Source organism: Streptomyces sp. NPDC050759 (genome assembly GCF_044456945.1).
Classification (GTDB): Bacteria; Actinomycetota; Actinomycetes; order Streptomycetales; family Streptomycetaceae; genus Streptomyces.
The window spans coordinates 262,753-288,284 of record NZ_JBITGI010000006.1 but is presented as its reverse complement, the minus strand read 5'-3'; the positions used below and the strand labels follow the sequence as shown (position 1 = coordinate 288,284).

The window sequence follows — 25,532 nt, the reverse complement described above, 5'->3', positions numbered from 1 at the left end:
CGAGAGGTGATGTATCCTCAACCACTCCTATGAAGTAGTCAAGTTTGAGGAGTCCCGCGATCTCTGTCCAGAGGTTTCCCGCGGCATCACCGTCCGAGATCTCCGAACTGACCTTGTGCTGTGCCGTCTTCGTGCCCGGCGACCCGGCCCGCACGGGCAGTGTGGCCTTTTGGCGGCCGGACGGCGCTCCTCCGCCGGCCGTCGCGGCGGGGACGGTCGAGGATCTGAGGCTCGTGGTACCCGGCAACAGTGGTGTCGATCTGGTGAGCCTGCCAGCGGTGCTGCTGCCGGTCCGCGCCGCCCTGCCGGTCCTCACGCGTGCGCGTGCTTCCGCGCACGGGCACCGGGCGACCCTCTTCTGGGGTGCCGCCGCCGTGCTGGCCCTGCAGTGCGCGGCCCGTGGCCTGCTGCTGCCCGGACTGTCCCCCGCCGACCACGACGCCTGGCGCATGGGTCCCCTGGGAGCGGCCGACATCGAGCGTGTCCGCCGACTTGCCGCGGCGATGCCGCCCGAGGCGCACGCCGTACCCCTGAGCGCCGTCGAACCGCTCCGGCTGCCCGACCCCGAACGGCTGGTGCGTGCCTTCCTGGACGGGGTCGCCGACACCCTGCCCCGCTCTCCCGCGGCGCCCCTGGTGACGGGCGGACCCGCCTACGCCGCCCAGGAACCGCAGCACGTGCCCGAGCAGCGCGCGTGGGCGGCGGATGTCGCCGCGGGCCACGACGCGGGCGTACGAGTCTCGTTGCGCGTCGAGGTGCATGGCCTGGCCACTGGTGAGGCGCCCTCCTTCCGGGCCGTTCTCCAAGTGCACAGCGTGAGCGATCCGACGACCGTCGCGGACGCCGCCGACGTATGGGCCGGTTCCACGGCCTTCGGCCCCCACGCGCAGATGGACTGCCTGCTCGCGCTCCGCAGGGCCGCACGCGCGTGGCCCCCGCTCAACCCGCTGCTCTCGGCCACCGTCCCGGACGCGGTCGAACTCGCCGACGAGGAGATCACCGATCTGCTCGGCGCGGGCGCGCAAAGTCTCTCCGACCTGGGCGTCGAGGTGCACTGGCCGAAGGAGCTGGCCAGGAAGCTCACCACGCGCGCGATGGTCGGTCCGCCGGACGACAGCGACCGGATCGGGTCGGGCACCGCATCGTTCCTGTCCGTCGACGCGCTGCTCGCGTTCGACTGGTGGTTCGCGCTGGGCGACCAGCAGCTCACGCGCGAGGAGCTGGACCGGCTCGCCGAGGCAAACCGGCCCGTGGTGCGGCTGCGTGACCAGTGGGTGCTGGTCGACCCGCACGAGGTGCGCCGGGCCCATTCCCGGCAGGACCGCAAGGTGACGCCCGTCGACGCGCTGAGTGCCGCTCTGACGGGCTCGGCCGAGGTCGACGGCCACAGGGTCGAGGTTCAGCCCACCGGGTGGCTGGCGGCCCTGCGGGACCGGCTGGCGGACCCGGAGGCTCAGGAGCCGGTCCCGCAACCCGCCGCGCTCGCCGCGCCCCTGCGGGACTACCAGCGCCGGGGCCTGAACTGGCTGGCCCGTATGACGTCCTCGGGACTCGGCTGCTGTCTCGCCGACGACATGGGACTCGGCAAGACGATCACCCTGATCGCGCTGCATCTGCACCGGCAGACCGACACGGCCACCGCCGGCCCCACCCTCGTGGTGTGCCCGACGTCCCTGATGGGCAACTGGCAGCGCGAGATCGAGAAGTTCGCACCGGGTACGCGCGTGCGCCGTTTCCACGGTCCGCGGCGCGAGCTCGACGGCCTGGCCGACGGGGAGTTCGTACTCACCACGTATGGCACGATGCGCCTGGACGCGCCCCGGCTTGCCGAAGCCGCGTGGGGAATGGTCGTGGCGGACGAGGCGCAGCACGTGAAGAACCCGTACTCGGCGACCGCCCGGGAACTGCGCTCGATCGGGGCACGCGCACGCGTGGCGCTCACCGGAACCCCGGTGGAGAACAACCTGTCGGAGCTGTGGGCGATCCTCGACTGGACGACTCCCGGTCTGCTGGGCCGCCTCGGCGCCTTCCGCGCCCGGTACGCGCAGGCCATTGAGAGCGGTCAGGATCCGGCCGCCGCGGAACGTCTCGCCCGGCTGGTGCGCCCCTTCCTGCTGCGGCGCCGCAAGTCGGACCCTGGAATCGCCCCGGAGCTGCCGCCGAAGACCGAGACCGACCGCGCCGTGTCGCTCACCCAGGAGCAGACCGGCCTGTACGAGGCAGTGGTGCGCGAGACCCTGGCCGAGATCTCCCGGGCGGACAGCATGGCGCGGCGCGGGCTGATCGTGAAGCTGCTGACCGGGCTGAAGCAGATCTGCAACCACCCGGCGCAGTTCCTCAAGGAGGAGCAGCCGAGGATCACCGGCCGTTCCGGAAAGCTGGAACTGCTGGACGAGCTCCTCGACACCATCGTCGCCGAAGGAGCGAGCGTCCTGGTGTTCACGCAGTACGTGCGTATGGCCCGTCTCATCGAGCAGCACCTCGCGGCGCGTGGCCTGCCGTCGCAGTTCCTGCACGGCGGGACACCGGTCCCCCGGCGTGAGGCGATGGTGCGGCGGTTCCAGGAGGGTGAGGTGCCCGTGTTCCTGCTGTCGTTGAAGGCGGCCGGCACCGGCCTGAACCTCACCCGGGCCGAGCACGTCGTGCACTACGACCGCTGGTGGAACCCGGCCGTGGAGGCGCAGGCCACCGACCGCGCGTACCGGATCGGCCAGACGCGTCCCGTGCAGGTGCACCGACTGATCGCCGAGGGGACCGTCGAGGACCGCATCGCCGACCTGCTGCACCGCAAGCGGAAGTTGGCCGACGCGGTACTCGGTTCCGGCGAGGCGGCACTGACCGAGCTGACGGACGCGGAGCTGGCCGATCTGGTCGAGCTTCGGGGGGGTGCACGATGACCGGCCACGACGGTGACATGGAGCGCACGTTCGCGGCGCTGCCGCCCGCGCACGGGCGGGGTTTCGCACAGACCTGGTGGGGCCGGGCCTGGCTGCGGGCACTGGAGGACGCCGCGCTGGACTCGGCGCAGGTGAAGACGGGCCGCGGGATCGCACGCGCGGGCGCTGTCGGCGCGGTGTCGGTACGTCCTGGGCGCATCACGGCCGTCGTCCAGGACCGTGATCGCACCGCGCACCGCGCCGACGTCCTGCTGGCCGAACTGTCGGCCGAGCAGTGGGACCGCCTCCTCGACATGGCCGTCGAGCGGGCCGCTCACGTCGCGGCCCTGCTGGACCGTGAGATGCCGCCGCATCTGGTCGAGGACGCGGCGTCCGCAGGCATCGAACTCCTGCCCGGGCTGGGCGATCTGGAACCGGAGTGCGACTGCGGCGCCTGGGACCACTGCGGGCACACGGCAGCTCTCTGCTATCAGGTGACCCGGCTGCTGGACCAGGACCCCTTCGTCCTGCTGCTGATGCGCGGGCGCGGCGAACACGCCCTCCTCGAGGACCTCCAGGACCGCAGCGCCGCGCCCGTGGAGGAAGCTCCCGAACCGGAGGGTGTGGATGCCGCCGAGGCGTATGCGGTCTGCGACATCCTGCCGCCCCTGCCCGTGACTGCGGAACTGCCCGAGAAGCCCGGTTCGCCGCCCTCGCTGGACGCCGAGGCCCCGCCCGGGCCGGGAGTCGACCCGGTCGCCGTCCGCCATCTGGCCGCTCGGACCGCCGTGGAGGCTCATCGGCTGCTCGCGGAGGCTCTCCGGCGACCGCCCGAAAGGTCTGCCGCCGTATCCGCACTGACGGCCGCTCAGGACGCCGTGCGTCTCGCCGTCGACGCGGCCGACCCGGCACTGACGGAACGGCTCGCCAACGGATCGGGCCGTGATCCGCAGTCGATGGCGGACGCCACGCGCGCGTGGCGGCTCGGTGGTGCGGATGCACTGTCGGTGCTGGAGGAGGAATGGGCGCCCTCGGGCGACACACTCGCACGCGCGCGTGCCGCTCTGGACTCGGCCTGGGACGAGGACGAAAGGCCGTCGCTCAGGGCGGAGGGCAACCGGTGGACGGCCGTCGACGCACCGGCCCAGGTGCGTCTGGGGCGGGACGGGCGGTGGTGGCCGTACCGCCAGGAGCGGGAACGCTGGATACTCGCGGGCCCGGCGGCCCTGGATCCGGCGACGGCTCTGTCGTCGGCGGAGCTCTCCTCAGCCGAGCCGCAGCGGTAGTTCGGCCAGGCCCCTCAGGAGCGTGCTGCCACGCCAGGTCAGTGTGCCCGGATCGGTCGCGAAGGCGAGAGCGGGCCGGTGGCGCAGCAGTAGGCGCCCCGGGCCCGGCCTTCACCGCTCGGCGTGCCAGAGCGGGTGCACCGAGGGCGCGAGGGCCGTCGCCTGGGCGTGGCCGGCCAGGGCGGCCGCGGGGCGGCGCGCGTCGGACGTCATGTCGCGGCCCATGGCCCGGCGTGCGGCGCGGTCCGGGGTCACGAGGGTGACGTGGGCGCCTTCGGCTGCGAGGGCGGCCGCCTGCTGTTCGGCACCGGGATGAGGGCCCACGGCGGCGGGGATCGGGGCGATGGCCAGGACGTGGTGGTGACCGCGCGCGAGGTGGATGTTGGCCGTGGAGCGACTGCCCCCGTCCATCCAGCGGCGCCCGATCAGGGTGATCGGGGGCCAGACCACGGGCACCGCGCAGCTCGCGACGACGGCCTCGAGGAGCGTGACGTCCGAGTCGGCGTCGAAGGCCGTCAGTTGCCCGGAGAAGGCGTCGACGGCCGTGATCCGCAGTGTGCGGTCGGGCCAGTCCCCTACGCTCCGCAGCAGCGGACGCAGGGCGTTGTAGACATCGGACTCGGGACCCGTGCGGGTCTTCAGCGCCGCTCGCCCGAGGCGCAGCACGGAACGCTCCGGGTCGCGGGAGCCCAGCGCGGCCCACAGAAAGCGAAGCGTCTGAGCAGACGTCACGGCGAGGCCCACCCGGTCGGCGCCGACCAGTTGGCGTTCGTACAGCTCGCGCGCCGGCTCGCCCGCGCGGAGACGCGCACCGAAGATCGCACCGGCCGAGGTCCCGATGGCGACGTCCGCGTCGGCCGGGTCGATACCGGCGTCGCACAGGCCGGCGAGGACTCCCGTCAGCCAGGCTCCGCCGACGGGGCCACCCCCGCCGAGAACAAGCGCCGTACTGCCCATGTCACACCCCTCCCAGGTAAGTGGGGAGCACTCCCCACTTACCTGGACGACGATAGCATCGCTACCGGGGAATACTCCCCGGTAGCGCGAAGGGGCGATCATGGCGGACGACGCGGCGGTGCCGGTACGGCGTCGCGATGCCCGACGCAACCGGGAGTTGCTGGTCGAGGCCGCTCACGAAGTGTTCACGGAGCAGGGGCTGGAGGCACCTCTGGACGTCATCGCGCGACGCGCGGGGGTGGGAAACGCCACGCTCTACCGCCATTTTCCGAGTCGTGCCGCCCTGGTCGACGCGGTGTTCCGTGACCCGCTGGCGGGCACCATGGCCGCCGGCGAGCAGGCCCGTGCCGCCACGGACGCCTGGGAAGGGCTCGTCGGCTACGTGGCAGCGGTGTTCGCCGTCCTGGCGACCGATCGCGGTACGAACGACCTGATGACCACGCGTCTCGAGGGCGTCGAGTCGTTGCAGGCCGTGCACGCCCACAACCGGGCGACCATGGAGCTGCTCCTGCGCCGTGGACGCGAGGAGGGAAGCATCCGGGCGGACGTCACGACGGAGGACGTTCTCTTCGCACTGGCCGCGCTGGGCCGGGCCGTCCCCTCCCTCGCCACGGCCGCCGGCTCCGAAGCCTGGCGTCGCCCTCTCGCTCTGCTCCTCGACGGTCTGCGCGCCTCGCCGGCCCTCGCGTCCCTCCCGTCCCCCGCGCTCACGGCGGACGAACTCGGCGATGTCCTCCAAGGATTGGGACCGCACCGGCCACCCCGCAGCTCGACCGGCTGAGCGCGCGGCACGCGCGCGTGCCGCGATGTCGGGCCGACGCACGGCCGAGGCCGCACGTTCACCCTTCGGTCGTACGGCGTTCCGAGCGAGGCCGAAATCTGGCCGTTGTCACCGAACTTGGTTCTCAGGAGGCCCCATGTCCCCGCACGCCGACGGCCGACGCCCCGCCAGACGCACCGCAGCGGCGGGTGTACCCCTCGCCCTGGTCGCCGCCCTCATCGCGGCGGGACCGGCCATGGGTGCCCCGTCGGGCCAGGCGCGTGTCGTCCGGACGGCGACGCTCGGCGACATCCCGCTGGGAGCGTTCAGCAACAGGCTCCTGCCGGGCACCGTGGCCGACGACCGCGGGGTGGACCTCGGCGGCATCGGCAGTGACATCTATCCGGCGGGCCGCAAGGGCGAGTTCTGGACCGTGACCGACCGCGGGCCCAACGGCCAGGTCAAGGTGGCCGGCACCAAGCGCCGCACGTTCCCGGTCCCCGGCTTCGACCCGGCGATCGTGAAGATCCGCGTCTGCGGCGACACCGTGAAGGTACTGGACGCGGTCCCGGTCACCACCTCCTCGGGCAAGCCGGTCACGGGGCTGCCCAACCAGCAGGGGCGCGACGAGGCGCCGTACGACTACAACGCGCTCACCGCGCTGTCGTACAACCCGAACGGCCTGGACACCGAGGGCATCGTGCGGGCCTCGGACGGGACCTTCTGGCTTGTCGACGAGTACGGGCCGAGTCTGGTCCACGTCTCCGCGCGCGGGAAGGTCCTCACGCGCTATGTGCCCAAGGGGCTGAACCTCACCGGCGCCGGCTACCCGGTGGTGGAGGCGCTGCCCTCCGTCCTGCTGCACCGGAAGACCAACCGGGGCTTCGAGGGGCTCGCCCAACTGCCCGGCGGCGATCTCGTGCTGGCGGTGCAGAGCCCGTTGTCCCTGCCGGACACAGCCGCCGGGGAGGCCTCCAGGACGACCCGGCTGCTGCGTTTCTCGCCGAAGAAGAAGACGGTCACCGCCGAGTACGCGTACCGCTTCGACCCGGTGAACGTCGTGGACCCGAGCGAGGACGACACCTCCGAGCTCAAGATCTCCTCGGTGGTCGCGGTGGGCGGTGACCGGCTGCTGGTCGAGGAGCGCACCGACAAGGCCGCCCGGCTTCACCTGGTGCGCCTGAACCGGTCCTCGAACATCCTCGGCGGCACCTGGGACGACGACACCAGGTCTCCGTCGCTGGAGCAGCTCGACGATCCGGCGTCCTCCGGCGTGCCCGTACTCGCCAAGAAGCCGGTCGTCGACCTGGGCACGGTCGCCGGGGTGCCCGGGAAGGTCGAGGGCGTCGCACGGGTGGATCACGACACACTCGCCCTGATCAACGACAACGACTTCGGGATGACGGACGGAGCGGGGGCGTTCGACGCCGACGGCCGACTGGTCGACAGCGGGGTGGAGACGACGGTGACCTACGTCAGGCTGCCGCGTGGTCTCTGAGGTCCGCGTCAGCCGATCAGGGACGGCAGCAGCGATTCCAGGTCGCTCGGGAACTCACTGGGTATGTCGGTCGGGAACTGCGACGGGAGCTCGCTGGGCAACTCGCTGGGAAGCCGGGTGGGCAGGCTGAACGACGGCTTGGGAGAACCGCTCGTACTGGTCGCCGGGGCCGGGTTCTTGTCCGGCGAGTCGTCGTTCCCCGAGGCCATGAAGACCACCACGAGGGTGACGGCCACGGCCGCCGCGATCACGGCGAGCAGGGCGAACAGCGGGCTGCGGCGCTTTCTCGGCCCGTTCGGCCCGGGGTCGCCGACCGAACCCATCTGCTGGGTCGGCGGCTGGCCCCCGTACGGGTTCGGGCCGTTGTGCCCGAAGTCGTCAGGAGGTGGTCCGAAGCCACCGCCCGGAGGCGGTGTGTCACCCGGCGGTCCGGGCGGCTGGGGCGGTACCGGCGGCATGGCCATACCGTCCAGAGTCGCCTCGAACCGGTCATGGGGCGACCCCCGCGCGGGAGTTGATACGCCCCCATGCCGTGGATCGCATGGTTCCGGCACATTCCCCGCGAGGGTCGCTGCGAGGCCGCGCGCGCGTGTGCCGTCGGTGGAGGCCACTCACGGCCGACGGCACACGCGCGTGGGTCTCATTCAGCCGCGCGCACCCAGCAGGTGGTCCATGGCGAGCTGGTCGAGCTGCTCGAAGGCCATGCCGCGCGCGGCGGCCGCCTCCACGTCGAAGTCCTCGAAGGCACTGCGGTCCGCGAGCAGCGACTTCAGGCCGTCCGCCGCCGTCTGCTGCGCCAGCTCGTCCAGACGCGAGGCACGCAGCGCCTCCTGGACCTGCGGGTCGGCGCGGAAGGCGGCCGCACGCTCCTTGAGGATGAGGTAGTTGCGCATGCAGCCCGCGGCCGACGCCCACACGCCGTCGAGGTCCTCGGTCCGCGGCGGCTTGAAGTCGAAGTGCTTGGGGCCGGCGTAGCCGGCGCTCTCCAGGAGGTCGACGAGCCAGAAGGCGGCCCGCAGATCGCCCGCGCCGAACCGGAGGTCCTGGTCGTACTTGATGCCGGACTGGCCGTTGAGGTCGATGTGGAAGAGCTTGCCCGCCCACAGGGCCTGCGCGATGCCGTGCGGGAAGTTCAGCCCGGCCATCTGCTCGTGGCCGACCTCGGGGTTCACACCGTACAGCTCGGGGCGCTCCAGTCGCTCGATGAACGCCAGGGCGTGGCCGACGGTGGGCAGCAGGATGTCGCCGCGCGGCTCGTTCGGCTTCGGCTCGATCGCGAACTTCAGGTCGTAGCCCTGCTCGGTGACGTACTCGCCCAGGAGGTCGAAGGCTTCCTTCATGCGGTCCAGCGCGACGCGTACGTCCTTGGCCCCGCCGGACTCGGCGCCCTCGCGGCCGCCCCAGGCGACGTAGGTCTCGGCGCCCAGCTCGACCGCCAGGTCGATGTTGCGGATCGTCTTGCGCAGCGCGTAACGGCGCACGTCGCGGTCGTTCGCGGTGAACGCGCCGTCCTTGAAGACGGGGTGCGTGAAGAGGTTGGTGGTCGCCATCGGCACCTTCATGCCGGTCGCGTCCAGGGCCTCACGGAAACGCTTGATGTGACCCTCGCGCGCGCTGTCGGACGATCCGAAGGGGATCAGGTCGTCGTCGTGGAAGGTCACGCCGTGGGCGCCGAGCTCGGCCAGGCGCTGCACCGTCTCGACCGGGTCGAGGGCACCGCGGGTGGCGTCGCCGAACGGGTCCCTTCCCTGCCAGCCGACGGTCCACAGGCCGAAGGTGAACCTGTCCTCAGGGGTGGGCTGGTAGTTCATGACGCGGCTCCTTGCTGCTTCGGACTATTTCGTCATGGCGGTTTACAAATTAGTATGCACACACGTCTCTGGGAAGAGACAAGGTGTCTCCGGACGGAGACATGAGCCGCATCAAGGTCACGAGTCGCATCACGGTCAAGAACCGCATCACGGTCAGAGCCGCAAAAAGGGAGAGCCCGATGTCAGCAGCCGAGGGTCCGCTCGTCGTCGGCGTGGACACGTCCACCCAGTCCACCAAGGCGCTGGTGGTCGACGCGGCCACCGGACGGGTCGTCGCGCGGGGTCAGGCGCCGCACACCGTGTCCTCCGGGGCCGGCCGTGAGAGCGACCCGCGTCAGTGGTGGGACGCGCTGTCCGAGGCGCTGCGCCAGTGCGGGGACGCCGCCCGCGAGGCCGCCGCGGTGTCGATCGGGGGGCAGCAGCACGGCCTCGTCACGCTCGACGCACAGGGCGAGCCGGTGCGGCCGGCCCTTCTGTGGAACGACGTGCGCTCAGCGCCCCAGGCTCGGCGTCTGATCGAGGAGCTGGGCGGCCCGAAGGCCTGGGCGGAGCGAACCGGCAGCGTGCCGGGCGCCTCCTTCACGGTCACGAAGTGGGCGTGGCTCGCCGACCACGAGCCGGAGGCCCTGCGTGCCACGAAAGCCGTGCGTCTTCCGCACGACTACCTCACCGAGCGCCTCACCGGCGAGGGCACGACGGACCGGGGCGACGCCTCCGGCACCGGCTGGTGGGCGTCGGCGACGGAGTCGTACGACGACGAGATCCTCGCGCGCGTGGGCCTCGACCCCGCTCTGCTCCCCCGCGTGGTCCGGCCCGGCGAGGTGGCCGGCACCGTGCGCGACGGCCATGACCTGCCGTTCTCCAAGGGCACCCTGGTCGCCCCCGGCACCGGCGACAACGCCGCGGCCGCGCTCGGCCTCGGGCTGCGCCCCGGCACGCCGGTGATGAGCCTGGGCACCTCGGGCACTGTGTACGCCGTCTCGAAGCACCGCCCCACCGACCCCACCGGCACCGTGGCGGGCTTCGCCGACGCCCACGGAGACTGGCTGCCGCTCGCCTGCACCCTGAACTGCACGCTCGCCGTGGACCGCATCGCGGCGCTGCTGGGCCTGGACCGCGAGGCCGTCGAGCCGGTCTCCGGGGTCACCCTGCTGCCCTACCTGGACGGCGAGCGGACCCCGAACCTGCCGAACGCCTCCGGGGTACTGCACGGACTTCGCCACGACACCACCGGAGGCCAGCTCCTCCAGGCGGCCTATGACGGCGCCGTACAGGCACTGCTCGGAGCGCTGGACCTGGTGCTCGACCAGGACGCGGACCGTTCGACGCCCCTGCTGCTCATCGGCGGCGGCGCGCAGGGCACCGCCTGGCAGCAGACCGTACGGCGGCTCTCGGGGCGTCCGGTCCAGGTGCCCGAGGCCAAGGAGCTGGTCGCGCTCGGCGCCGCCGCGCAGGCCGCCGGACTGCTCACCGGCGAGGACCCGGGCGCGGTCGCCCGGCGCTGGAACACGGCCGCCGGGCCGGTACTGGAGGCCGTGGAGCGGGACGACGAGACGCTGGCCAGGATCGCCGGGGTACTCTCCGACGCGGCGCCGCTGCTGGAGCGGGGGACCTCTGAGGGGTGAGGGAGGCATGACGGCACCGCTGCACGACGCCCACCCGGCGGGTCCGCGGCGTGGCCTGCCCGACACCCAGCAGGGCATGCGCCGCCGCAACCTGGCCCGGGTCATGCACACCGTGAGTGCCGAGGGACCGCTGTCGCGTGCCGCGGTCGCCTCGCGCATCGGGCTGACCCGGGCCGCGGTGTCGACCCTCGTCGACGAGCTCATACGCTCGGGCCTGCTCGAGGAGCTCGGTCCCGAGCGTCCCGGCCGGGTCGGCAGGCCGGGCTCCGCGCTCGCCGTCAGCGGACGGGGGCCGGCCGGGATAGGCGCCGAGGTCGGTGTGGACCACCTCGCGGTCTGCGCGGTCGATCTGCGCGGGCAGGTGCGCTCGCGGGTGGTGCGGTACGCCGCGAACCGGGGCCGCTCCCCCGAGCCGGTGATCGCGGAACTCACCTCCCTGGTACACCAGGTGGTGTCCGAGGCGGAGACCGAGGGCCTGTGGCCCGCGGGCCTTGCGGTGGCGGTGCCCGGTCTTGTGGCGCGTGACGCCCGGACCGTCGTTCGGGCCCCGAACCTCGACTGGCACGACACGGACCTGGGCACCCTGCTGCCCGAGGACCTCCCGCTGACCGTGGGCAACGAGGCCAACTTCGGCGCACTGGCCGAACTCTGGCTCGGCGACGCCACCCCCCACGACTTCCTGCACGTCTCGGCGGAGATCGGCATCGGCGCGGCACTCGTCGTGGACGGGCACCTCCTGCGCGGCACCCGCGGTTTCGCGGGCGAGCTGGGCCATGTTCCGGTCCACCCCGACGGGCCCCGGTGCGCGTGCGGCGGGCGCGGCTGCCTGGAGCAGTACGCCGGCGAGGAGGCGGTGTTGCGGGCGGCCGGTCTGGAGCCGGGCGAGGACCGGGTCGGACTGCTCGCGCAGCATGCGGCGGACGGCGACGAGGACGTACGAGACGCCCTGCGCGAGGCCGGGGAAGCGCTCGGCATCGCGCTGACCGGGGCGGTCAATCTGCTTGACCCCGAAGCCGTGGTGCTCGGCGGTGCGCTGGCCGGGCTCGCGCCCTGGCTGCTGCCCTCCCTGCGGGACGAGCTGGCCCGGCGCACGGCGGGTCCGGCGTGTCCGGTGTCCGTGTCCCGTCTGGGTTCGCAGGGGCCGCTGCTGGGGGCCGCGCACTCGGTGGTGCGGGCCGTGCTGGACGACCCGGCGGTTGTGGGCGAACGGGCCTGAGCCGCGGCGACCTCACCCCATCAGGTGAGGAAGTTGTCCACAACCCCAAGGTTGTCCACCGAAACACCAAGCGCTCTACTGCCCAACCGGCAGGCACCGTACCGTGATTCACGCGAGGCACCCAAGGGCCTCGAACGGCGAAAAACGGGGGGGTGACGTGGGAATCGTGGTGCTGATCTCACTGATACGGCGGCCTCCGGAACGTATGGCCGACACCGCCCGTGGCCACCTCGCCGAACCCGCACGAAACGGAGCTGTACAGCGATGAGCGACCCCCGGATCCTGACCGTACGGCCCCAACCCGGCGAGTACGCCTGGACGTTCGGCGGCGCACCGCCCGTGGCCCGCATCGCGCCCGGCACGGTCCTCGACCTGTACACGGAGGACTGCTTCGCGGGGCGGGTGCGGTCCGAGAAGGACCTGGTGTCCGAGGTGTGCGAGTTTCCCTTCCTGAATCCGCAGACCGGTCCCTTCCACATCGAGGGAGCGGAGCCGGGTGACACGGTCGCCGTGCACTTCGTGTCGATCGAACCGGCCCGGGACTGGGCGGCGTCGACCACGGTCCCCCTGTTCGGCGCGCTCACCTCGACGCACACCACCGCCACACTCCAGCCCCCACTGCCGGAGACCGTGTGGATCTGGCAGTTGGACCGGGCTCGGCGCACGGCACTGTTCCGGGCGCGTGACAGTGACATCGAGATCGAGCTGCCCATGGACCCGATGCACGGCACCGTGGGGGTGGCCCCCGCCCATATGGAGGTGCGTTCGGCACTGGTGCCCGACGCGCACGGCGGGAACATGGACACACCGGAGATGCGGGCGGGTGTCACCTGTTACCTCGGGGTCAATGTGGAGGGCGCCCTGCTCAGCCTCGGCGACGGGCATGCCCGCCAGGGAGAGGGAGAGACCTGTGGGGTCGCCGTCGAGTGCGCGATGAACACCGTGGTGATCGTCGAGCTGCTCAAGGGCCTCGCCACGCCCTGGCCGCGCATCGAGTCGGACACCCACATCATCTCGACCGGTTCGGCACGCCCGCTGGAGGACGCCTTCCGGATATCCCAGCTCGACCTCGTGCAGTGGCTGGTGCGCGACTACGGGTTCAGCGAGCTGGACGCGTACCAATTCGCGACCCAGGCGGTGGAGTCACCGTTGGCCAACGTGTGCGACACCAACTACACGTGTGTGGCGAAGATCCGCAAGGAATGGCTGCCGGCGCGCGAGACTCACCGCGGAGTCCACGACCGGCTCCGTGACACCGCGGTGGCCCTGCTTGGCTGAACACCGCTGAGACGAAAGGCACTTGATTCATGGAACGCGCCAGACCGCTGCTCGGCAGACGGCGGTTGCTGAAGGGGGCCGTCCTGGCCGCCACACCGTACGCGCTGCTTCCCGAAACCCAGGCTGGGGCGGCCCCGCAACCCGTCGACCATCCGCTCGCCGAGTGGCAGCCGGCCACCCCGTCCAACTTCACGGCGGCGGAGCGCCCTTGGTCCCACGAGGTCGACCGCGTGATCATCCACGTCACGCAGACCGCCTACACCGGCACCCTGGCCATCTTCCAGAACCCGGCGAAGAAGGTGTCCGCGCACTATGTCGTGCGATCGGCCGACGGGCACATCGCGCAGTGCGTGCGGGAGGCGGACATCGCCTGGCATGCCGGGAACTGGGACTACAACACCAGCAGCATCGGCATCGAGCACGAGGGATGGGTGGACAAGCCCGCCTACTTCACGGAGGCCCTGTACCAGGAGTCGGCGAAGCTCACGGCGGGGATCTGCGGAAGATACGGCATCCCCAGGGACCGGGCGCACATCATCGGGCACTACGAAGTGCCGGGCACCGACCACACCGACCCGGGGGTGTACTGGGACTGGCAGCGCTACTTGCGCATGGTCGAAGCCGTGTGAGCCGTGCATCGTTCGGGTGCCGGTCGAGAAGGTTGTCTGCGCGCGCACCCGGAGTGACGATGGTCGCAGCCGCGTCGCGTTCCGGGAGGCCGAGTTGACCGATCCATGGGTGGCCCTGGAACCGGGGGCCGACCCTGCCGAGCATGTCCGGCTCCTGCGGCGCGCGCACGAGACGTTCACCGAGGCGGGCACGGTGCAGCGGCCGGTGCGCCCGGTGGTGGCCGACTCGTGGCGGCGTTCCGCACGGGCCGGTGTCGGGCCCGACGGGACCGCGCGCGTCGAACTGAGCGACGGGGACCTCGGCTCGTATCGGGCCGAGCACCCGCTGGCGCGGGTCATGCCGCTGTTCCGTGAGCTGATGGGGACCTTCGCCTCCGACGGGGAGCATCTGCTCGCGGTGTGCGACGAGCACGGAAGGCTGCTCTGGGTCGAGGGCCATCCAAGGACCCGGCGGCAGGCGGAGTGGATGAACTTCGTGCCGGGCGCGCGGTGGGCGGAGACCGCTGTCGGGACGAACGCGCCGGGTACCGCGGTCGCGGTGGACCGGCCGGTGCAGGTGTTCGCGGCGGAGCACTTCATCCGCCGGGTACAGCCGTGGACCTGCGCGGCGGCGCCGGTGCACGATCCGCGGACCGGGCGGGTCCTGGGAGCCGTGGACATCACCGGCGGGGACGGGCTCGCGCATCCGCACAGCCTGGGCTTCGTCCAGGCGGTCGCGCGGGCCGCCGAGTCGCAGCTGGCGCTGCTCCTTCCGCAGCAGCCCGCCACCGACACGTCCGAGCTGAGCGCACTGGGCCGGGACGAGGCGCTGCTGGTCGGCGCCGGCCGCAGGGTCAGACTCAGCCGCCGGCACAGCGAGATCCTGGTGCTGCTGTCCCGGCACCCTGAGGGTCTGACCGGGGACGAGCTGCTGTGCGCGCTGTACGAGGACGAGTCGGTGACACCGGTGACGCTGCGGGCCGAACTGGCGCGGCTGCGCAGGGTGCTGGGGCCGGGGCTGCTGTCGTCGCGGCCGTACCGGCTGACCGCGCGGGTCGAGTCGGACGTGGCCGTCGTGGAGCGCCGGCTGGAGAGCGGTGCGGTCAGCGCGGCGGCGCGGGAATACACCGGTCCGCTGCTGCCGGCCTCGCAGGCACCGGCGGTGGTCAGGCTCAGGCGCCGGATCGCCGACGGGCTGCGGACGGCGCTGGTCGCCGGCCGCGACCCGGACCTGCTGGCGGACTGGGCACACGCGCCATGGGGCGAGGACGACGTCGACGTGTGGCGGGCTCTCGCCGCCGTGCGGCCCACGGCGAGCGTCCGGGCCCGGCTGGCCGCACTGGAGTCCGAGCTGGCCGCGCCGACGGCAACGTGGTTGCAACGTCGGCGCTCCTAGCCTCACGCCAGAGCTGCCCAATGGCGGGCGGCGCTGCTGAAGGAGGCTGGCCAGTATGACCCGTTACGCGGCACCCGGCACCGAGGGCGCGATCGTCTCCTACCAGGCGCGCTACGACCACTTCATCGGTGGCGAGTACGTGCCGCCGGCGCGTGGGCAGTACTTCGAGAACCCGTCCCCGGTGAACGGGCAGCCGTTCACCGAGGTCGCGCGGGGCACCGCGGAGGACGTGGAGCGGGCGCTGGACGCCGCGCACGCCGCCGCTCCGGGCTGGGGCCGGACCTCGGTGACCGAGCGGTCCGACATCCTGCTGAAGATCGCCGACCGCATGGAGGCGAACCTCGAAAAGCTGGCGGTCGCCGAGAGCTGGGAGAACGGCAAGCCGGTGCGGGAGACGCTGGCTGCTGACATCCCCCTCGCCATCGACCACTTCCGGTACTTCGCGGGGGCGATCCGCGCGCAGGAGGGTTCGCTCGGCGAGCTCGACGACGACACGGTGGCGTACCACTTCCATGAGCCGCTGGGTGTCGTCGCGCAGATCATCCCGTGGAACTTCCCGATCCTGATGGCGGTGTGGAAGCTGGCCCCCGCCCTCGCGGCGGGCAACGCGGTCGTCATCAAGCCCGCGGAGCAGACCCCGGCCTCCCTCCACTACTGGATGAGCCTGATCGCGGACCTGCTGCCGCCGGGCGTCGTGAACATCGTCAACGGCTTCGGTGTGGAGGCGGGCAAGCCGCTCGCGTCCAGTCCGCGGGTGGCCAAGGTGGCGTTCACCGGCGAGACCACCACGGGGCGGCTGATCATGCAGTACGCCTCGGAGAACATCAAGCCGGTGACCCTCGAACTCGGTGGCAAGTCACCGAACATCTTCTTCGACGACGTCTGGGCACGTGACGACGACTTCCGCGACAAGGCGCTCGAAGGGTTCACGATGTTCGCCCTCAACCAGGGCGAGGTCTGCACCTGCCCCTCCCGGGCACTGATCCAGCGCGGCAACTACGCCGAGTTCCTCGAGGCCGCCGTCGCCCGCACCGAGCTCATCAAGCCGGGCCATCCCCTCGACACCGACACGATGATCGGCGCCCAGGCCTCCAACGACCAGCTGGAGAAGATCCTCTCCTACCTGGACGTCGGCCGGCAGGAGGGCGCGAAGGTCCTCACCGGCGGCGAACGCATCGAGTACGACGGTGAGTTGAAGGGCGGCTACTACGTTCAGCCGACGATCTTCGAGGGTGACAACCGTATGCGGATCTTCCAGGAGGAGATCTTCGGCCCTGTCGTCTCGGTGACCTCCTTCGACGACTTCGACGACGCTTTGAAGATCGCCAACGACACGCTGTACGGGCTCGGGGCGGGCGTGTGGACCCGGGACATGAACACGGCGTACCGGGCAGGGCGGGCGATCCAGGCGGGCCGCGTGTGGACCAACTGCTACCACGCGTACCCGGCGCATGCCGCCTTCGGCGGGTACAAGCAGTCGGGGATCGGACGGGAGACGCACAAGATGATGCTGGAGCATTACCAGCAGACGAAGAACCTTCTGGTGTCGTACTCGCCGAAGAAGCTGGGCTTCTTCTAGAGGCACGAAAGAAGGCGCCTGAACTGAGCTTTCCCCCGTCAGGCGCCTTCCTCTCGACCCGTCCGGGGCAAGGACCGACTTACGTCATAACTCCCAGTCCCCCCACTGCCGTCCCGCTTCTGACCAGTACTTCCGGACCAGTCACGGACCACACACCGACTCACCCTTCAGACTCCGCGCCGTGCACCTCGTGCACCGAACCGCCGTCCGTCCAAGACTCGTGCCCACGGCTCGGAACGTCGCTAGGCGGTGTGTTCGGCGGTCCAGGCGATTCGTGGTGGTACGACTCGTGCGCACAGCGGGGTGCCCCGGGCGTCGGTGAGGCCGACGTGGCCGACCAGCAGGCCGCTGTGTGCGGCGGCGTCGAGGATGTCGGCGGGGACGGCGTCGAGCATGAGCTTGGCGCGGCGGAACATGGTGAAGGCGCCGGCTTCGTCGACGGTGCCCCAGGACAGGTAGATGAACCGCTGGCCCGGGCGGCCCTGCACGTACGGACCTCTCACATCGGTGCCGCTCGGCGACGGGGTCGTGGTGCATTCCAGGGTCCACGTCGCGGAGTTGGCGTCGCCGGGCTGCGGGGCGAGGAGCTCGGTCGGGCGGTCGCGGCGTTGCACGGCGACGTGGATGTTGCGGTACAGCGGGTCCCTGCCGGCGGGTGGGCAGGTGCGGCCGGGCAGGTCGTCGGCGTCGATGCGGATGCGCATAGCGGTCATCATCCTCGCCCCTCGGCCGGCTGCGCCTGTGTGAGCAGGGGGCCGAAGATGGACCGTCCGAGGTCTTCGGCGTGCGTCTGGTCGAGGGTTTGGCCTGTGTGGTCGGGGTGCGCTTCGGCCCAACTCCGCGCAGTGGCGCGGTTGGCGAAGAAGTTCAGGGCGCCGCAGGCGACCTCGGCGGCCGGGCCGGTGCAGGAGCGCCGGCCGACGTGGACCACGGCCGTGGATGGCTGCCAGGTCGTGTGTCCGTCGGCGGAGGTGACGGTGATGGTGTCGCCGGTGACGGGGTCGGTGGAGGTGATCACGGTGTCGGTGACGAGCATGTCCGCGATGCCGAGGGCGTCGATCGCGCACATCGCGAAGACCTCGATTCCACTGGCGAGGCGGACGCGGTGGGCGGTGGGCACAGCGGAGAACGGGTACGCCGCCCGGATGCGGCCGCGGTCATCGAGGGTGAGGAAGTCGTCTGCTGCCAGGTCGGCGACGACCTCGGCGGCGGTGCGGCCGTGAGCGGCAGCTGCGGGGTGCAGATCCTCGATCGCGGGCTTGTGTCCGGTGGCCGCGAAGTGGCGGAGCACGGCTTGCTGAACCGCCCGCAGTCCGCGGGTCCGCGGGGCGAGGCTTCCCTGTCCGCCGCGTCCGGCCGCGTCCATCGGCGGGCATTCGCAGTCCCCGGCGGCACCCGCATCGGCCAGTGCATCCCGCAGGCCGGCGACGCTCGGGGCTCCCTCGACGCGGCCGCCCGGCCCCCCGTACAGGCGGCAGGACAGCGACGTGGGCGCGCCGGGCACGGCGAAGGGATCCACCCCGTCGATCAGAACGGTGGGTGATCCGGCCATCCCCAGCCGTGCGGCCTGCTCGGGACCGCCGACCTCGATGCGGTCCACCTCCGCATCACGGCCGTCGAGCGCCTGGGCGAGCCGTGCCTCGACCACGGGTGCGTCGGGGCAGTCGGGCACGGTCAGCACGGTGATCCGCATGGTGTCGTCCTTCCAGGTCACAGCCTCTGCGCTCGACGGTAGACCTTCCAGTGCACGGGAAGGTCAAGGGCGTAGCGTCGGTGGTATGCGCACTGGAGAACTGGCCGCCGCCGGCGGGCTGACGGCCAAGACCATCCGCTTCTACGAGCAGGCCGGACTGCTGCCCGAGCCGCCCCGCACGCCGGCCGGCTACCGCGACTACCCGCCGCAGGCCGCGCACCGGACGGCCTTCATCCGGGAGGCGCAGGCGGCCGGGCTCACCCTCGCGGAGATCCGCTCCGTGCTGGCCGTGCGGGATTCCGGCCGGGCGCCCTGCGTCCACGTCACGGACCTGATCGAGCAGCATCTCGCGGACATCGAGCGGCGCATGGCCGAACTGCGCGCCACCCGCACCGCCCTGCGCACACTGGCCCACCGCGCGGCCGCCACCGACCCGAGCACCTGCACAGAGGACGACATCTGCCGCATCATCAGCACACCCGCGGCAGACAAGTGACAACAAGGGATTGTCACCCAACGGGTGACAACTTAACGTTGTCACCATGAGTCCAGAGCCCTCCGTGGACCAGCTCATCGAGGCGGCCCACGCCCGCGCCACCAGTGACGACCCGCTCGACCTGCTCGACGCCGTCCTGGCGTTGACCCGCGACGTGTCCGCCCGGGCCGATGCGGTCGTCGACCAGATCGTGCGGCAGGCCCGCAGCGCCGGCTACTCGTGGACCGTGATCGGCGAACGGCTCGGCGTCTCCCGCCAGGCCGCCCGCCAGCGGTACGCCGACCGCCTCGCCCGGACACCCCCCACTGTCGGGCTGATCCGCGGCCGCGACCTGGAGGCCGCACTGGCCTCCGCGCTGGCCGCGGCCGAGGCCGATCATCTGGCCGAGGCGGGCACCGAGCACCTCCTGCTGGGCCTGCTCACCGACGGGGTGGCCGCCGCCACCCTGGAACAGCTCGGCGTCAGCCGCGACAAGGTCCGCGACGCCGGCCACCGCCTCTTCGACTACCCCGCCCACCCTGACCACGAAGGCAGGCCGGTGTTCTCCGCCGAGGCCCAGGCCGCCCTGGCCGGCGCCGAGCAGCTGGCCACCGAGCGCACCCTGACCTGCGCCCCGGTCGCCGTCACCACGCCACAGCTGCTCGCGGTCATCGCCACCAACCCCGGCTCCCGCGCCCGCCGCGTCCTCAACGACCTGGGCGTGGACGTCGCCGACATCAAACGGCTGCTGCACTGCTACGTCAACGTCCCCCGCACCCCCTTCGGCCGCCGCTCCCGCCGCGGACGGGTCGGCAAGAAGCAGCCGGATCACTGCTCCTTCTGCGGGCACGCCCGCAGCGACGAGCGCCGCCTGGTCGCCGGGCCCGACGTGTGGATCTGCGCCGAGTGCGTCACCCTGTGCGGCGAAATCCTCGCGCGCCCCGTGGACAGCAGCCGCGATCATTCACCAGGCATCACCGGTTCGGGGTCCCAGGCCTGGAATCCCCGGTCATGAAGGGACTGCTGCTACGGCTGTCGGCCCTCGACGCGGACGCGGCGGCGGCGCTGCGGGTCATCGCGCACTTCGAGGCGCTGCTGGGGGCCGGACGGCTCGACGCCGAGTCGCTCGTACGGTCCACCGCGGGGCTGGCCGAGTGTCCGGCCGGGCTCGAGGCGGGCGGGCGTGTGGTGCGGTTCGGGCCTGCCGGGGCCGTGCCGGCGGGGCCTGCGGTACGGCCGTCGGGGAGCGCGGAGTTCGCGCCGGGCGGCCGGGTGTGGCTGGAGCGGTCCGGCGCGCCGGGGCCCTTCGACGAACTGGTGCTGGAGTGGATGGCCATCGCCGCGGGCGTCCTCCACGGCAGCCGTCAGCAGGACACCGCCCCCGCCCAGGTGGCCGACCCGGCGCTGGTCGAGCGCGTGCTGTCGGAGCGCGAGGCCGTCGAGGACCGGGCGCGGGCGCTGCGCCTGCTGGGTCTGGTGCCCGAGCAGCCGCTGCGGGTGGTGGCCGTCGCCGGGCCCGCCGCGGTCGCCGTTCTGGGTCGGCGCGAACTGCGTCCGGGAGTGCGGGTCGCCGCGGTCGGCCCGCTCGCCGTGGCCCTGGCGCCGGGCGCCGAATCGGTCGCCGACGAGCTGCGGGCCTACGTCCGCGAGCACGGTTTCGCAGGGGTACGGATCGGGGTCGGCGGCAGCGCTCCCGCCCTGGACGCCGGTGCCTCCTGGGCACAGGCCCGGCTCGCCCTGCGCTTCGCCGTCGAGGTCGCCGGTATGCCCGAGGAGGCCATCGTCGACCACGACACCCTCGGCCCTGTCGCGCTCCTCGCCGACATCCCCGTCGACCGGCTGCGTGCCCAGCCCGACGTGCGCGCCCTGGCCGGTCTCGCCGAGAGCAAGGGCGGCCCGGCGGCCCTCGCCGCCCTGACCGCCTTCCTGCGCACCGGCTCCCTCCGGCACGCCGCCGCGGACCTCCACCTGCACCACAGCTCGGTCGCCGCAAGACTCTCCGGCGTGGAAACAACACTGGGCTACCGACTGAGCGACCCCCAGGCCCGCTTCCGGGCCCAACTCGCCTTGTACGCCCTGCGATTGGCAGAGCCACGATAGGGGCGCCCCTCAGGAGCGCGCGGCTGTGACACACATGCGGCTCCGCCGCGTGGGCGCGCTCAACCACAGCGGTCCCGCGCCCACCAGATCACCGGCAGTCCGCCCCACCTAGCGCAGCGCCCGGCGCAAAACCGCCACCGCCTCCGCAGCCTCCCGCAGGGACACCTCCGCGTGCGGAATCATCCCCGACCCGTGGAACGTGCCCGGAAACAGATGCAGCTCCACACTCACGCCACCCGCAAGCAGCGCACGGGCGTAGTCGATGCCCTCGTCCCGCAGCGGATCGAACTCCATCACGGAGATGTACGCCGGCGGCAGCCCGGCGAGCTGCTCACCGGCGGCCCGGGCGGGCGCGGCGTAGACGGGCACGTCAGCCGTGCCGGGGACGCCGGCGCCGAGGTAGGCGTCCCAGCTGATGACAGCGTTGGGCCGGTGCCAGATGGGCGTGTCGGTGAAGGCCCGCATGCTGGGAGTGTCGAGGCGGTCGTCGAGTTCGGGGATGCCGAGGTACTGGAAGGCGATCGCGGGGCCGCCCCGGTCGCGGGCCAGCAGCGCGAGGCCGGCCGCGAGACCGCCGCCGGCGCTCTGGCCGAAGAGGGCGATACGGGCAGGGTCGATGCCGAGTTCGGTGGCGTTCTTGGCGACGTGGACCAGCCCGGCGTACGCGTCTTCGAGCCCCGCCGGATAGGGGTGCTCGGGGGCGAGCCGGTATTCGACGGAGAAGACGGCGGCGCCCAGTTCGCGCGCGAGCATCACGTTGGTGCCGTGGTCGAAGTCGACGGTTCCCAGGATGAAGCCGCCGCCGTGGATGTCGTAGATCACCGGCAGCGGGCCTTCGACGCCTTGCGGGCGGTAGCTGCGCAGGACGACGTCGGGCGCGCCCTCCGGCCCGGGTGCCACCAGCTCGGTGACGTCCACGCCGGTGGTGTCCACGTCCGCCAAGGCCGCGGCGATACCGACCGCTACCTCGGCCCGGGCGCCTTCGAGGTCCGAGCAGTCGGCTCTGGGCAGCATGTGCACGGCCGCGGCGAGCTCCGGGTCGAACGGGTACGTCGTCATGTCGGCTCCGATCCGACGTACCGCGCCGGCGGTGCCTCGTTGCGCCGCTGCTGCTCGTCACGTCGTTGTGGAAACCGTGCCATGGCGGGTACGTGCAGGTCACCCGACGGGTGTCGGGGAATACGAGGGCGCGGACCGACACGTATACGCGTCCGGCGGAACCGCCGCGGAGGGCAGGGCCCCTGGGCAGCGGAACCGGACCCCCGGGCCGCCGGGGAAGCCGTCGACAGCGGCCTGGCCATGTCCTCCAGCGAGCCGGGTTCCGCCCGTACCGCGAGCGCCGCCGCGACCAGTCCTGCCGCGCCCATCAGCCCGGCGCCGATCTGGAAGGCGAGCACCGTGTCGGCGACCACGCCCGTGCTGGTCAGGTCCGCGCAGAGGAGCGGTCCGCTGATGCCACCGGCCGCGGTGCCGATGGCGTGGACGGAGGTGATGGCCATGGCGCGGGTCTCCCCCGGGAAAGATCTCGGAGACGGTCAGGTACGCCCTGCTCGCGCCGGCCGAGGCGGAGACCAGGACCGCGCATCAGCGGGCGGTCAAAGTCGTCGCGCTCAGCGAACCCTGGTCGAGGAGCCAGGCCGTGTCGAAGAGTGACTGCCCCTCACAGGAACTCGCTCCGGTAGGTCGAGGCCAACTCGGCCGCGCGGCGGCGGCGTTCCGCGAGCTCGTCCTCCGACAGGTGGGGCGGCGGCGCGTCCTTGCCCGCGACGACATCGCCGATGCGCGTGAAGTACTCGTCCTGGCCGGCCGGAGTGCACATGCACAGCATGCGGGCCGGCGCACCCGAGGCGTTGCGGAAGTGGTGCGGGGCGTTGGCCGGGACGTTGACCGTGGACCCGGCCCGTACGGTGTGCTTCTCGCCGCGGAAGGTGAACTCGATCTCGCCCTCCAGGATCGTGAACATCTCCTCGAAGTCGTGCCGGTGCGGCGGCGGGCCGCCGCCGTCGGGGACACGCATGTCGATCAGGCAGTACCGGCCGTCGGTCTGCTCGCCGGTGACCAGCATGGCGTACGTGTTGCCCACCAGGGAGATGTACGTCGTACCGGGATCGTCGGGGTCCGCCACGGTCAGCGAGCGGGACGGGTCGTCGTCGGGGATCATCGGGGTCGTCTCCTTCAAGGGTCGGTCAGGTGAGGATCAGGTGCCGGGCGGGTCTCATGCAGTCCGGCTGCAATGTGTTCGTGCCGGTGTCCGAGGGGTTCCATCGCGGCGGGCAACGGGGCGCGGGGCCACCTTTGTGGAGCGCTTGCGTACCCCTCCTGTGGCATCGGGTGAGCGCGCTCGGTTGTGGCTCAGATGGATTTGAGGACTCGGATGCGGTCGGCGATGGCGCGGCGGGCGACGTCGGAGGTGAAGGCGATGGAGTCGAACTCGTGCGGGGCGCCGGGGTGCAGGTGGAATTCGACCGGCACACCGGCGCGGCTGAGTTTGGTGGCGTAGGCGGTGTCTTCGTCGCGGAAGACGTCGATCTGGCCGACCTCGATGTAGGCCGGCGGCAGGCCGGTCGCGTCCTCGAGACGGGCCGGGGCCGCCGTCGGCGGGACGTCGGGCCCGTCGGCGGCCTCGCCGAGCAGGGCCGGCCATGCGGTGAGGCTGTCGTCGTAGGACCACAGCGCGTAGGGCGCGATGTGTGGATCGGGGGTGGTGGTGCGGTCGTCGAGCATCGGCATGATGAGGATCTGGCGGGCGATCTTCGGGCCGCCGCGCTCGCGGGCGAGGATCGACACGGCCGCGGCGATGCCGCCGCCGGCGCTGTCGCCCATCACGCCGATCCGGTCGGGGTCGACGCCGAGTTCGGCGGCGTGTTCGTGCAGCCAGCGCAGCGCGGTGTAGGCGTCCTGGAGCGGGGTCGGGAAGGGGTGCTCGGGGGCGCGGCGGTACTCGACGGACAGCATCGGCACGCCGCTGAAGGACACGTAGCGGGAGACCGGGCCGTCGAACAGGTCGATGTGGCCGAAGATGTATCCGCCGCCGTGGAAGAACAGCACGGCTGGGCCGTGCTCGGCGCCGTGCTTGACGTACCAGCGCATTCTGATCTGTGTGCCGTCGTCTGCGGTCGCGTAGTGCTCGTGGGTCTTCACGTCGGCCGGGATCGGCTGGGCCGTTCCCGCGGCGCCGATGATCGGCTCCCACATGGCGCGCCGCGCCGCGATGTCCCCCACGGCCGGTGGTGTGGCGTCCGCCATCGCGCCGGCCATCGGGGCCAGCGCCTCGGCGATCTCGGGGTCCAGACTCAGTGCCATGGCCTTTCCCTTTCGGTGGAGGATCGGCGTCAGGCGGCGGGCGGGACGACGATGACCTTGCCGTGCACCGCGCCTTCGGCGGCCCGGGCGTGGAGCGCCGGCAGCTCGGCCAGCGGCACCCGCTCGGCGACGTCGACTCGCAGCTCGCCGCGGTCGATCAGCGCTACGAGCTGCGACAGCTGGTCGGCGTCGCTGCGGACGAACAGGTCGATGCCCCGCACGTCGCGCTCCTCGTCGGAAGGCGCGGGCATCCACACCGTCGTGTTCACCACGACCCCGCCCGGACGGACCAGCGCGACGAGCGCGGCCAGCTCGGCCGGGTCGACCGGTGCGAGGTTGAGTGCGATGTCGAGCGGTTCGGTCACTGCCGCGGTCACGCTGGTGGTGGTGTGGTCGACGACTTCATCGGCGCCGGCGGACTGGACCGCCTCGCTGCTGCGCGGGCCGGCCGTGGCGATGACATGGGCACCGGCGTTCTTGGCCAGCTGCACGGCGTAGCCGCCGACCGCGCCGCCGGCGCCGTTGATCAGCACGCGCTGCCCGGTCGTCAGCTTGCCGTGGTCGAACAGCGCCTGGTACGCGGTCAGGCCCACCAGCGGCAGCGCGGCGGCGTCGGCCAGGGGGACGCTCTTGGGTGCCGGTGTCAGGACCTCGGCCGGCGCGAGGACGTACTGCGCGGCGGCGCCGTTCCCGTCCATCGGCAGGAAGCCGATGACGTCGTCGCCGACCGCGATGCCGTCCACGTTCTCGCCCAGCGCGTCGACCGTGCCGGCGACGTCTATGCCGGGTGTGTGCGGCAGCACCACCGGGATGGGGCCACGCATGAAGCCGCCGCGGATGTTGCCGTCGACGGAGTTGAACGACGTCGCGGCGACGCGGATCCGGACCTCACCGGCCCCGGGGACGGGCTGCTCCACGTCCTCGTAGCGCAGGACGTCGGGGTCGCCGTACTCGTGGAAACGTACTGCCTTCATTTCGGTTCTCACCTTCACTGCGGTCGATGTTGCTTCGAATTCGAAGCAACTGTTGATGACAGTACATCTACTTCGAATTCGAAGCAAGTGTTCTCGG

The 25,532-nt window shown here is 72.0% G+C and carries 22 protein-coding genes and 1 pseudogene; 13 read left to right on the top strand and 10 right to left on the bottom strand.

Annotated features, from left to right (window positions below):
- Positions 1-59: 59 nt before the first annotated feature.
- A complete protein-coding gene (locus ACIBJB_RS20675) occupies positions 60-2,897 on the top strand; it encodes an SNF2-related protein (RefSeq protein ID WP_398932692.1) in 2,838 nt (945 codons plus the stop codon).
- Positions 2,894-4,162, top strand: a complete 1,269-nt coding sequence (locus ACIBJB_RS20670; protein ID WP_398932493.1) for an SWF or SNF family helicase — start codon at positions 2,894-2,896, stop codon at positions 4,160-4,162. The genes ACIBJB_RS20675 and ACIBJB_RS20670 overlap by 4 nt, the downstream gene beginning before the upstream one ends.
- Positions 4,163-4,273: 111 nt before the next feature.
- Here the strand turns inward: ACIBJB_RS20670 and ACIBJB_RS20665 are convergent, their stop codons facing one another.
- On the bottom strand, positions 4,274-5,119 hold the full coding sequence (locus tag ACIBJB_RS20665) for a patatin-like phospholipase family protein (protein ID WP_398932491.1): 846 nt from the start codon (positions 5,117-5,119) through the stop codon (positions 4,274-4,276).
- A gap of 100 nt (positions 5,120-5,219) precedes the next feature.
- On the opposite strand from ACIBJB_RS20665, the gene ACIBJB_RS20660 reads away from it, so the two are divergent.
- Positions 5,220-5,900 carry a TetR/AcrR family transcriptional regulator gene (locus ACIBJB_RS20660; protein ID WP_398932489.1) on the top strand — a complete coding sequence of 227 codons (681 nt, stop codon included), beginning with the start codon at positions 5,220-5,222 and terminating at the stop codon, positions 5,898-5,900.
- A 136-nt stretch (positions 5,901-6,036) separates the two neighbouring features.
- Positions 6,037-7,377 carry an esterase-like activity of phytase family protein gene (locus ACIBJB_RS20655; RefSeq protein WP_398932487.1) on the top strand — a complete coding sequence of 447 codons (1,341 nt, stop codon included), beginning with the start codon at positions 6,037-6,039 and terminating at the stop codon, positions 7,375-7,377.
- Positions 7,378-7,385: 8 nt separating this feature from the next.
- Here ACIBJB_RS20655 and ACIBJB_RS20650 read toward each other — a convergent pair whose 3' ends face one another.
- The gene (locus tag ACIBJB_RS20650) at positions 7,386-7,841 is read right to left on the bottom strand and encodes a hypothetical protein (protein ID WP_398932485.1); all 456 of its coding nucleotides are present in this window, start codon (positions 7,839-7,841) and stop codon (positions 7,386-7,388) included.
- 180 nt (positions 7,842-8,021) lie between these two features.
- On the bottom strand, positions 8,022-9,188 hold the full coding sequence (gene xylA, locus ACIBJB_RS20645; RefSeq protein ID WP_398932483.1) for a xylose isomerase: 1,167 nt from the start codon (positions 9,186-9,188) through the stop codon (positions 8,022-8,024).
- A gap of 179 nt (positions 9,189-9,367) precedes the next feature.
- Here xylA and xylB point away from each other — a divergent pair, with 179 nt between their 5' ends.
- The 6 genes from xylB (at position 9,368) to adh (ending at position 16,890) form a co-directional block, all read left to right on the top strand.
- Entirely contained in the window at positions 9,368-10,813 is a 1,446-nt protein-coding gene (xylB, locus tag ACIBJB_RS20640) for a xylulokinase (RefSeq protein WP_398932481.1), read from the top strand.
- 7 nt (positions 10,814-10,820) lie between these two features.
- Positions 10,821-12,029: an ROK family protein gene (locus ACIBJB_RS20635; RefSeq protein WP_398932478.1), complete on the top strand. Its 1,209-nt coding sequence runs from the start codon at positions 10,821-10,823 to the stop codon at positions 12,027-12,029.
- Positions 12,030-12,293: 264 nt separating this feature from the next.
- Positions 12,294-13,307 (top strand): acetamidase/formamidase family protein, encoded by a 1,014-nt coding sequence (locus tag ACIBJB_RS20630; protein WP_398932476.1) that lies wholly within the window; start codon positions 12,294-12,296, stop codon positions 13,305-13,307.
- A 29-nt stretch (positions 13,308-13,336) separates the two neighbouring features.
- On the top strand, positions 13,337-13,936 hold the full coding sequence (locus tag ACIBJB_RS20625; RefSeq protein ID WP_398932474.1) for an N-acetylmuramoyl-L-alanine amidase: 600 nt from the start codon (positions 13,337-13,339) through the stop codon (positions 13,934-13,936).
- A gap of 94 nt (positions 13,937-14,030) precedes the next feature.
- The gene (locus ACIBJB_RS20620; RefSeq protein ID WP_398932472.1) at positions 14,031-15,311 is read left to right on the top strand and encodes a GAF domain-containing protein; all 1,281 of its coding nucleotides are present in this window, start codon (positions 14,031-14,033) and stop codon (positions 15,309-15,311) included.
- Positions 15,312-15,366: 55 nt separating this feature from the next.
- Positions 15,367-16,890, top strand: a complete 1,524-nt coding sequence (adh, locus tag ACIBJB_RS20615) for an aldehyde dehydrogenase (RefSeq protein WP_398932470.1) — start codon at positions 15,367-15,369, stop codon at positions 16,888-16,890.
- Between the two features lie 242 nt (positions 16,891-17,132).
- Here adh and ACIBJB_RS20610 read toward each other — a convergent pair whose 3' ends face one another.
- Together ACIBJB_RS20610 and ACIBJB_RS20605 are read right to left on the bottom strand one after the other, a co-directional pair.
- Positions 17,133-17,594, bottom strand: coding sequence for a DUF5990 family protein (locus ACIBJB_RS20610; RefSeq protein WP_398932468.1), 462 nt, complete (start codon positions 17,592-17,594; stop codon positions 17,133-17,135).
- Positions 17,595-17,602: 8 nt separating this feature from the next.
- Entirely contained in the window at positions 17,603-18,604 is a 1,002-nt protein-coding gene (locus tag ACIBJB_RS20605; RefSeq protein WP_398932466.1) for an alkylmercury lyase family protein, read from the bottom strand.
- A 64-nt stretch (positions 18,605-18,668) separates the two neighbouring features.
- Here ACIBJB_RS20605 and ACIBJB_RS20600 point away from each other — a divergent pair, with 64 nt between their 5' ends.
- Genes ACIBJB_RS20600 through ACIBJB_RS20590 form a run of 3 tightly spaced genes read left to right on the top strand, consistent with a single transcriptional unit; the run spans position 18,669 to position 21,158 of the window.
- The gene (locus ACIBJB_RS20600; protein WP_398932464.1) at positions 18,669-19,079 is read left to right on the top strand and encodes a heavy metal-responsive transcriptional regulator; all 411 of its coding nucleotides are present in this window, start codon (positions 18,669-18,671) and stop codon (positions 19,077-19,079) included.
- Between the two features lie 46 nt (positions 19,080-19,125).
- Positions 19,126-20,073 carry a ClpX C4-type zinc finger protein gene (locus tag ACIBJB_RS20595; protein ID WP_398932462.1) on the top strand — a complete coding sequence of 316 codons (948 nt, stop codon included), beginning with the start codon at positions 19,126-19,128 and terminating at the stop codon, positions 20,071-20,073.
- Positions 20,070-21,158: a helix-turn-helix domain-containing protein gene (locus ACIBJB_RS20590; RefSeq protein WP_398932460.1), complete on the top strand. Its 1,089-nt coding sequence runs from the start codon at positions 20,070-20,072 to the stop codon at positions 21,156-21,158. The genes ACIBJB_RS20595 and ACIBJB_RS20590 overlap by 4 nt, the downstream gene beginning before the upstream one ends.
- 108 nt (positions 21,159-21,266) lie before the next feature.
- Here the strand turns inward: ACIBJB_RS20590 and ACIBJB_RS20585 are convergent, their stop codons facing one another.
- The 5 genes and pseudogenes from ACIBJB_RS20585 to ACIBJB_RS20565 form a co-directional block, all read right to left on the bottom strand.
- Positions 21,267-22,217: an alpha/beta hydrolase gene (locus ACIBJB_RS20585; protein WP_398932458.1), complete on the bottom strand. Its 951-nt coding sequence runs from the start codon at positions 22,215-22,217 to the stop codon at positions 21,267-21,269.
- Positions 22,218-22,405: 188 nt separating this feature from the next.
- Positions 22,406-22,817, bottom strand: a pseudogene (locus ACIBJB_RS20580) (MFS transporter); the annotation flags it as partial.
- A 1-nt stretch (position 22,818) separates the two neighbouring features.
- A complete protein-coding gene (locus ACIBJB_RS20575; protein ID WP_398932456.1) occupies positions 22,819-23,319 on the bottom strand; it encodes a cupin domain-containing protein in 501 nt (166 codons plus the stop codon).
- Positions 23,320-23,510: 191 nt separating this feature from the next.
- Positions 23,511-24,461 carry an alpha/beta hydrolase gene (locus tag ACIBJB_RS20570; RefSeq protein WP_398932454.1) on the bottom strand — a complete coding sequence of 317 codons (951 nt, stop codon included), beginning with the start codon at positions 24,459-24,461 and terminating at the stop codon, positions 23,511-23,513.
- A gap of 29 nt (positions 24,462-24,490) precedes the next feature.
- Complete coding sequence (locus ACIBJB_RS20565; RefSeq protein WP_398932452.1) at positions 24,491-25,435, bottom strand: NADP-dependent oxidoreductase; 945 nt, start codon at positions 25,433-25,435, stop codon at positions 24,491-24,493.
- Positions 25,436-25,532 lie beyond the last annotated feature (97 nt).

What these genes read in the sequence shown, in the direction of transcription:
- ACIBJB_RS20595 (WP_398932462.1), top strand. Translation starts at nt 19,126, where the DNA reads ATGAGTCCAGAGCCCTCCGTGGACCAGCTCATCGAGGCGGCCCACGCC.
- ACIBJB_RS20610 (WP_398932468.1), bottom strand. Translation starts at nt 17,594, where the DNA reads ATGCGCATCCGCATCGACGCCGACGACCTGCCCGGCCGCACCTGCCCA.
- ACIBJB_RS20655 (WP_398932487.1), top strand. Translation starts at nt 6,037, where the DNA reads ATGTCCCCGCACGCCGACGGCCGACGCCCCGCCAGACGCACCGCAGCG.
- xylA (WP_398932483.1), bottom strand. Translation starts at nt 9,188, where the DNA reads ATGAACTACCAGCCCACCCCTGAGGACAGGTTCACCTTCGGCCTGTGG.
- ACIBJB_RS20660 (WP_398932489.1), top strand. Translation starts at nt 5,220, where the DNA reads ATGGCGGACGACGCGGCGGTGCCGGTACGGCGTCGCGATGCCCGACGC.
- adh (WP_398932470.1), top strand. Translation starts at nt 15,367, where the DNA reads ATGACCCGTTACGCGGCACCCGGCACCGAGGGCGCGATCGTCTCCTAC.
- xylB (WP_398932481.1), top strand. Translation starts at nt 9,368, where the DNA reads ATGTCAGCAGCCGAGGGTCCGCTCGTCGTCGGCGTGGACACGTCCACC.
- ACIBJB_RS20650 (WP_398932485.1), bottom strand. Translation starts at nt 7,841, where the DNA reads ATGGCCATGCCGCCGGTACCGCCCCAGCCGCCCGGACCGCCGGGTGAC.
- ACIBJB_RS20670 (WP_398932493.1), top strand. Translation starts at nt 2,894, where the DNA reads ATGACCGGCCACGACGGTGACATGGAGCGCACGTTCGCGGCGCTGCCG.
- ACIBJB_RS20625 (WP_398932474.1), top strand. Translation starts at nt 13,337, where the DNA reads ATGGAACGCGCCAGACCGCTGCTCGGCAGACGGCGGTTGCTGAAGGGG.
- ACIBJB_RS20665 (WP_398932491.1), bottom strand. Translation starts at nt 5,119, where the DNA reads ATGGGCAGTACGGCGCTTGTTCTCGGCGGGGGTGGCCCCGTCGGCGGA.
- ACIBJB_RS20575 (WP_398932456.1), bottom strand. Translation starts at nt 23,319, where the DNA reads ATGATCCCCGACGACGACCCGTCCCGCTCGCTGACCGTGGCGGACCCC.
- ACIBJB_RS20630 (WP_398932476.1), top strand. Translation starts at nt 12,294, where the DNA reads ATGAGCGACCCCCGGATCCTGACCGTACGGCCCCAACCCGGCGAGTAC.
- ACIBJB_RS20600 (WP_398932464.1), top strand. Translation starts at nt 18,669, where the DNA reads ATGCGCACTGGAGAACTGGCCGCCGCCGGCGGGCTGACGGCCAAGACC.
- ACIBJB_RS20565 (WP_398932452.1), bottom strand. Translation starts at nt 25,435, where the DNA reads ATGAAGGCAGTACGTTTCCACGAGTACGGCGACCCCGACGTCCTGCGC.
- ACIBJB_RS20590 (WP_398932460.1), top strand. Translation starts at nt 20,070, where the DNA reads ATGAAGGGACTGCTGCTACGGCTGTCGGCCCTCGACGCGGACGCGGCG.
- ACIBJB_RS20570 (WP_398932454.1), bottom strand. Translation starts at nt 24,461, where the DNA reads ATGGCACTGAGTCTGGACCCCGAGATCGCCGAGGCGCTGGCCCCGATG.
- ACIBJB_RS20585 (WP_398932458.1), bottom strand. Translation starts at nt 22,217, where the DNA reads ATGACGACGTACCCGTTCGACCCGGAGCTCGCCGCGGCCGTGCACATG.
- ACIBJB_RS20635 (WP_398932478.1), top strand. Translation starts at nt 10,821, where the DNA reads ATGACGGCACCGCTGCACGACGCCCACCCGGCGGGTCCGCGGCGTGGC.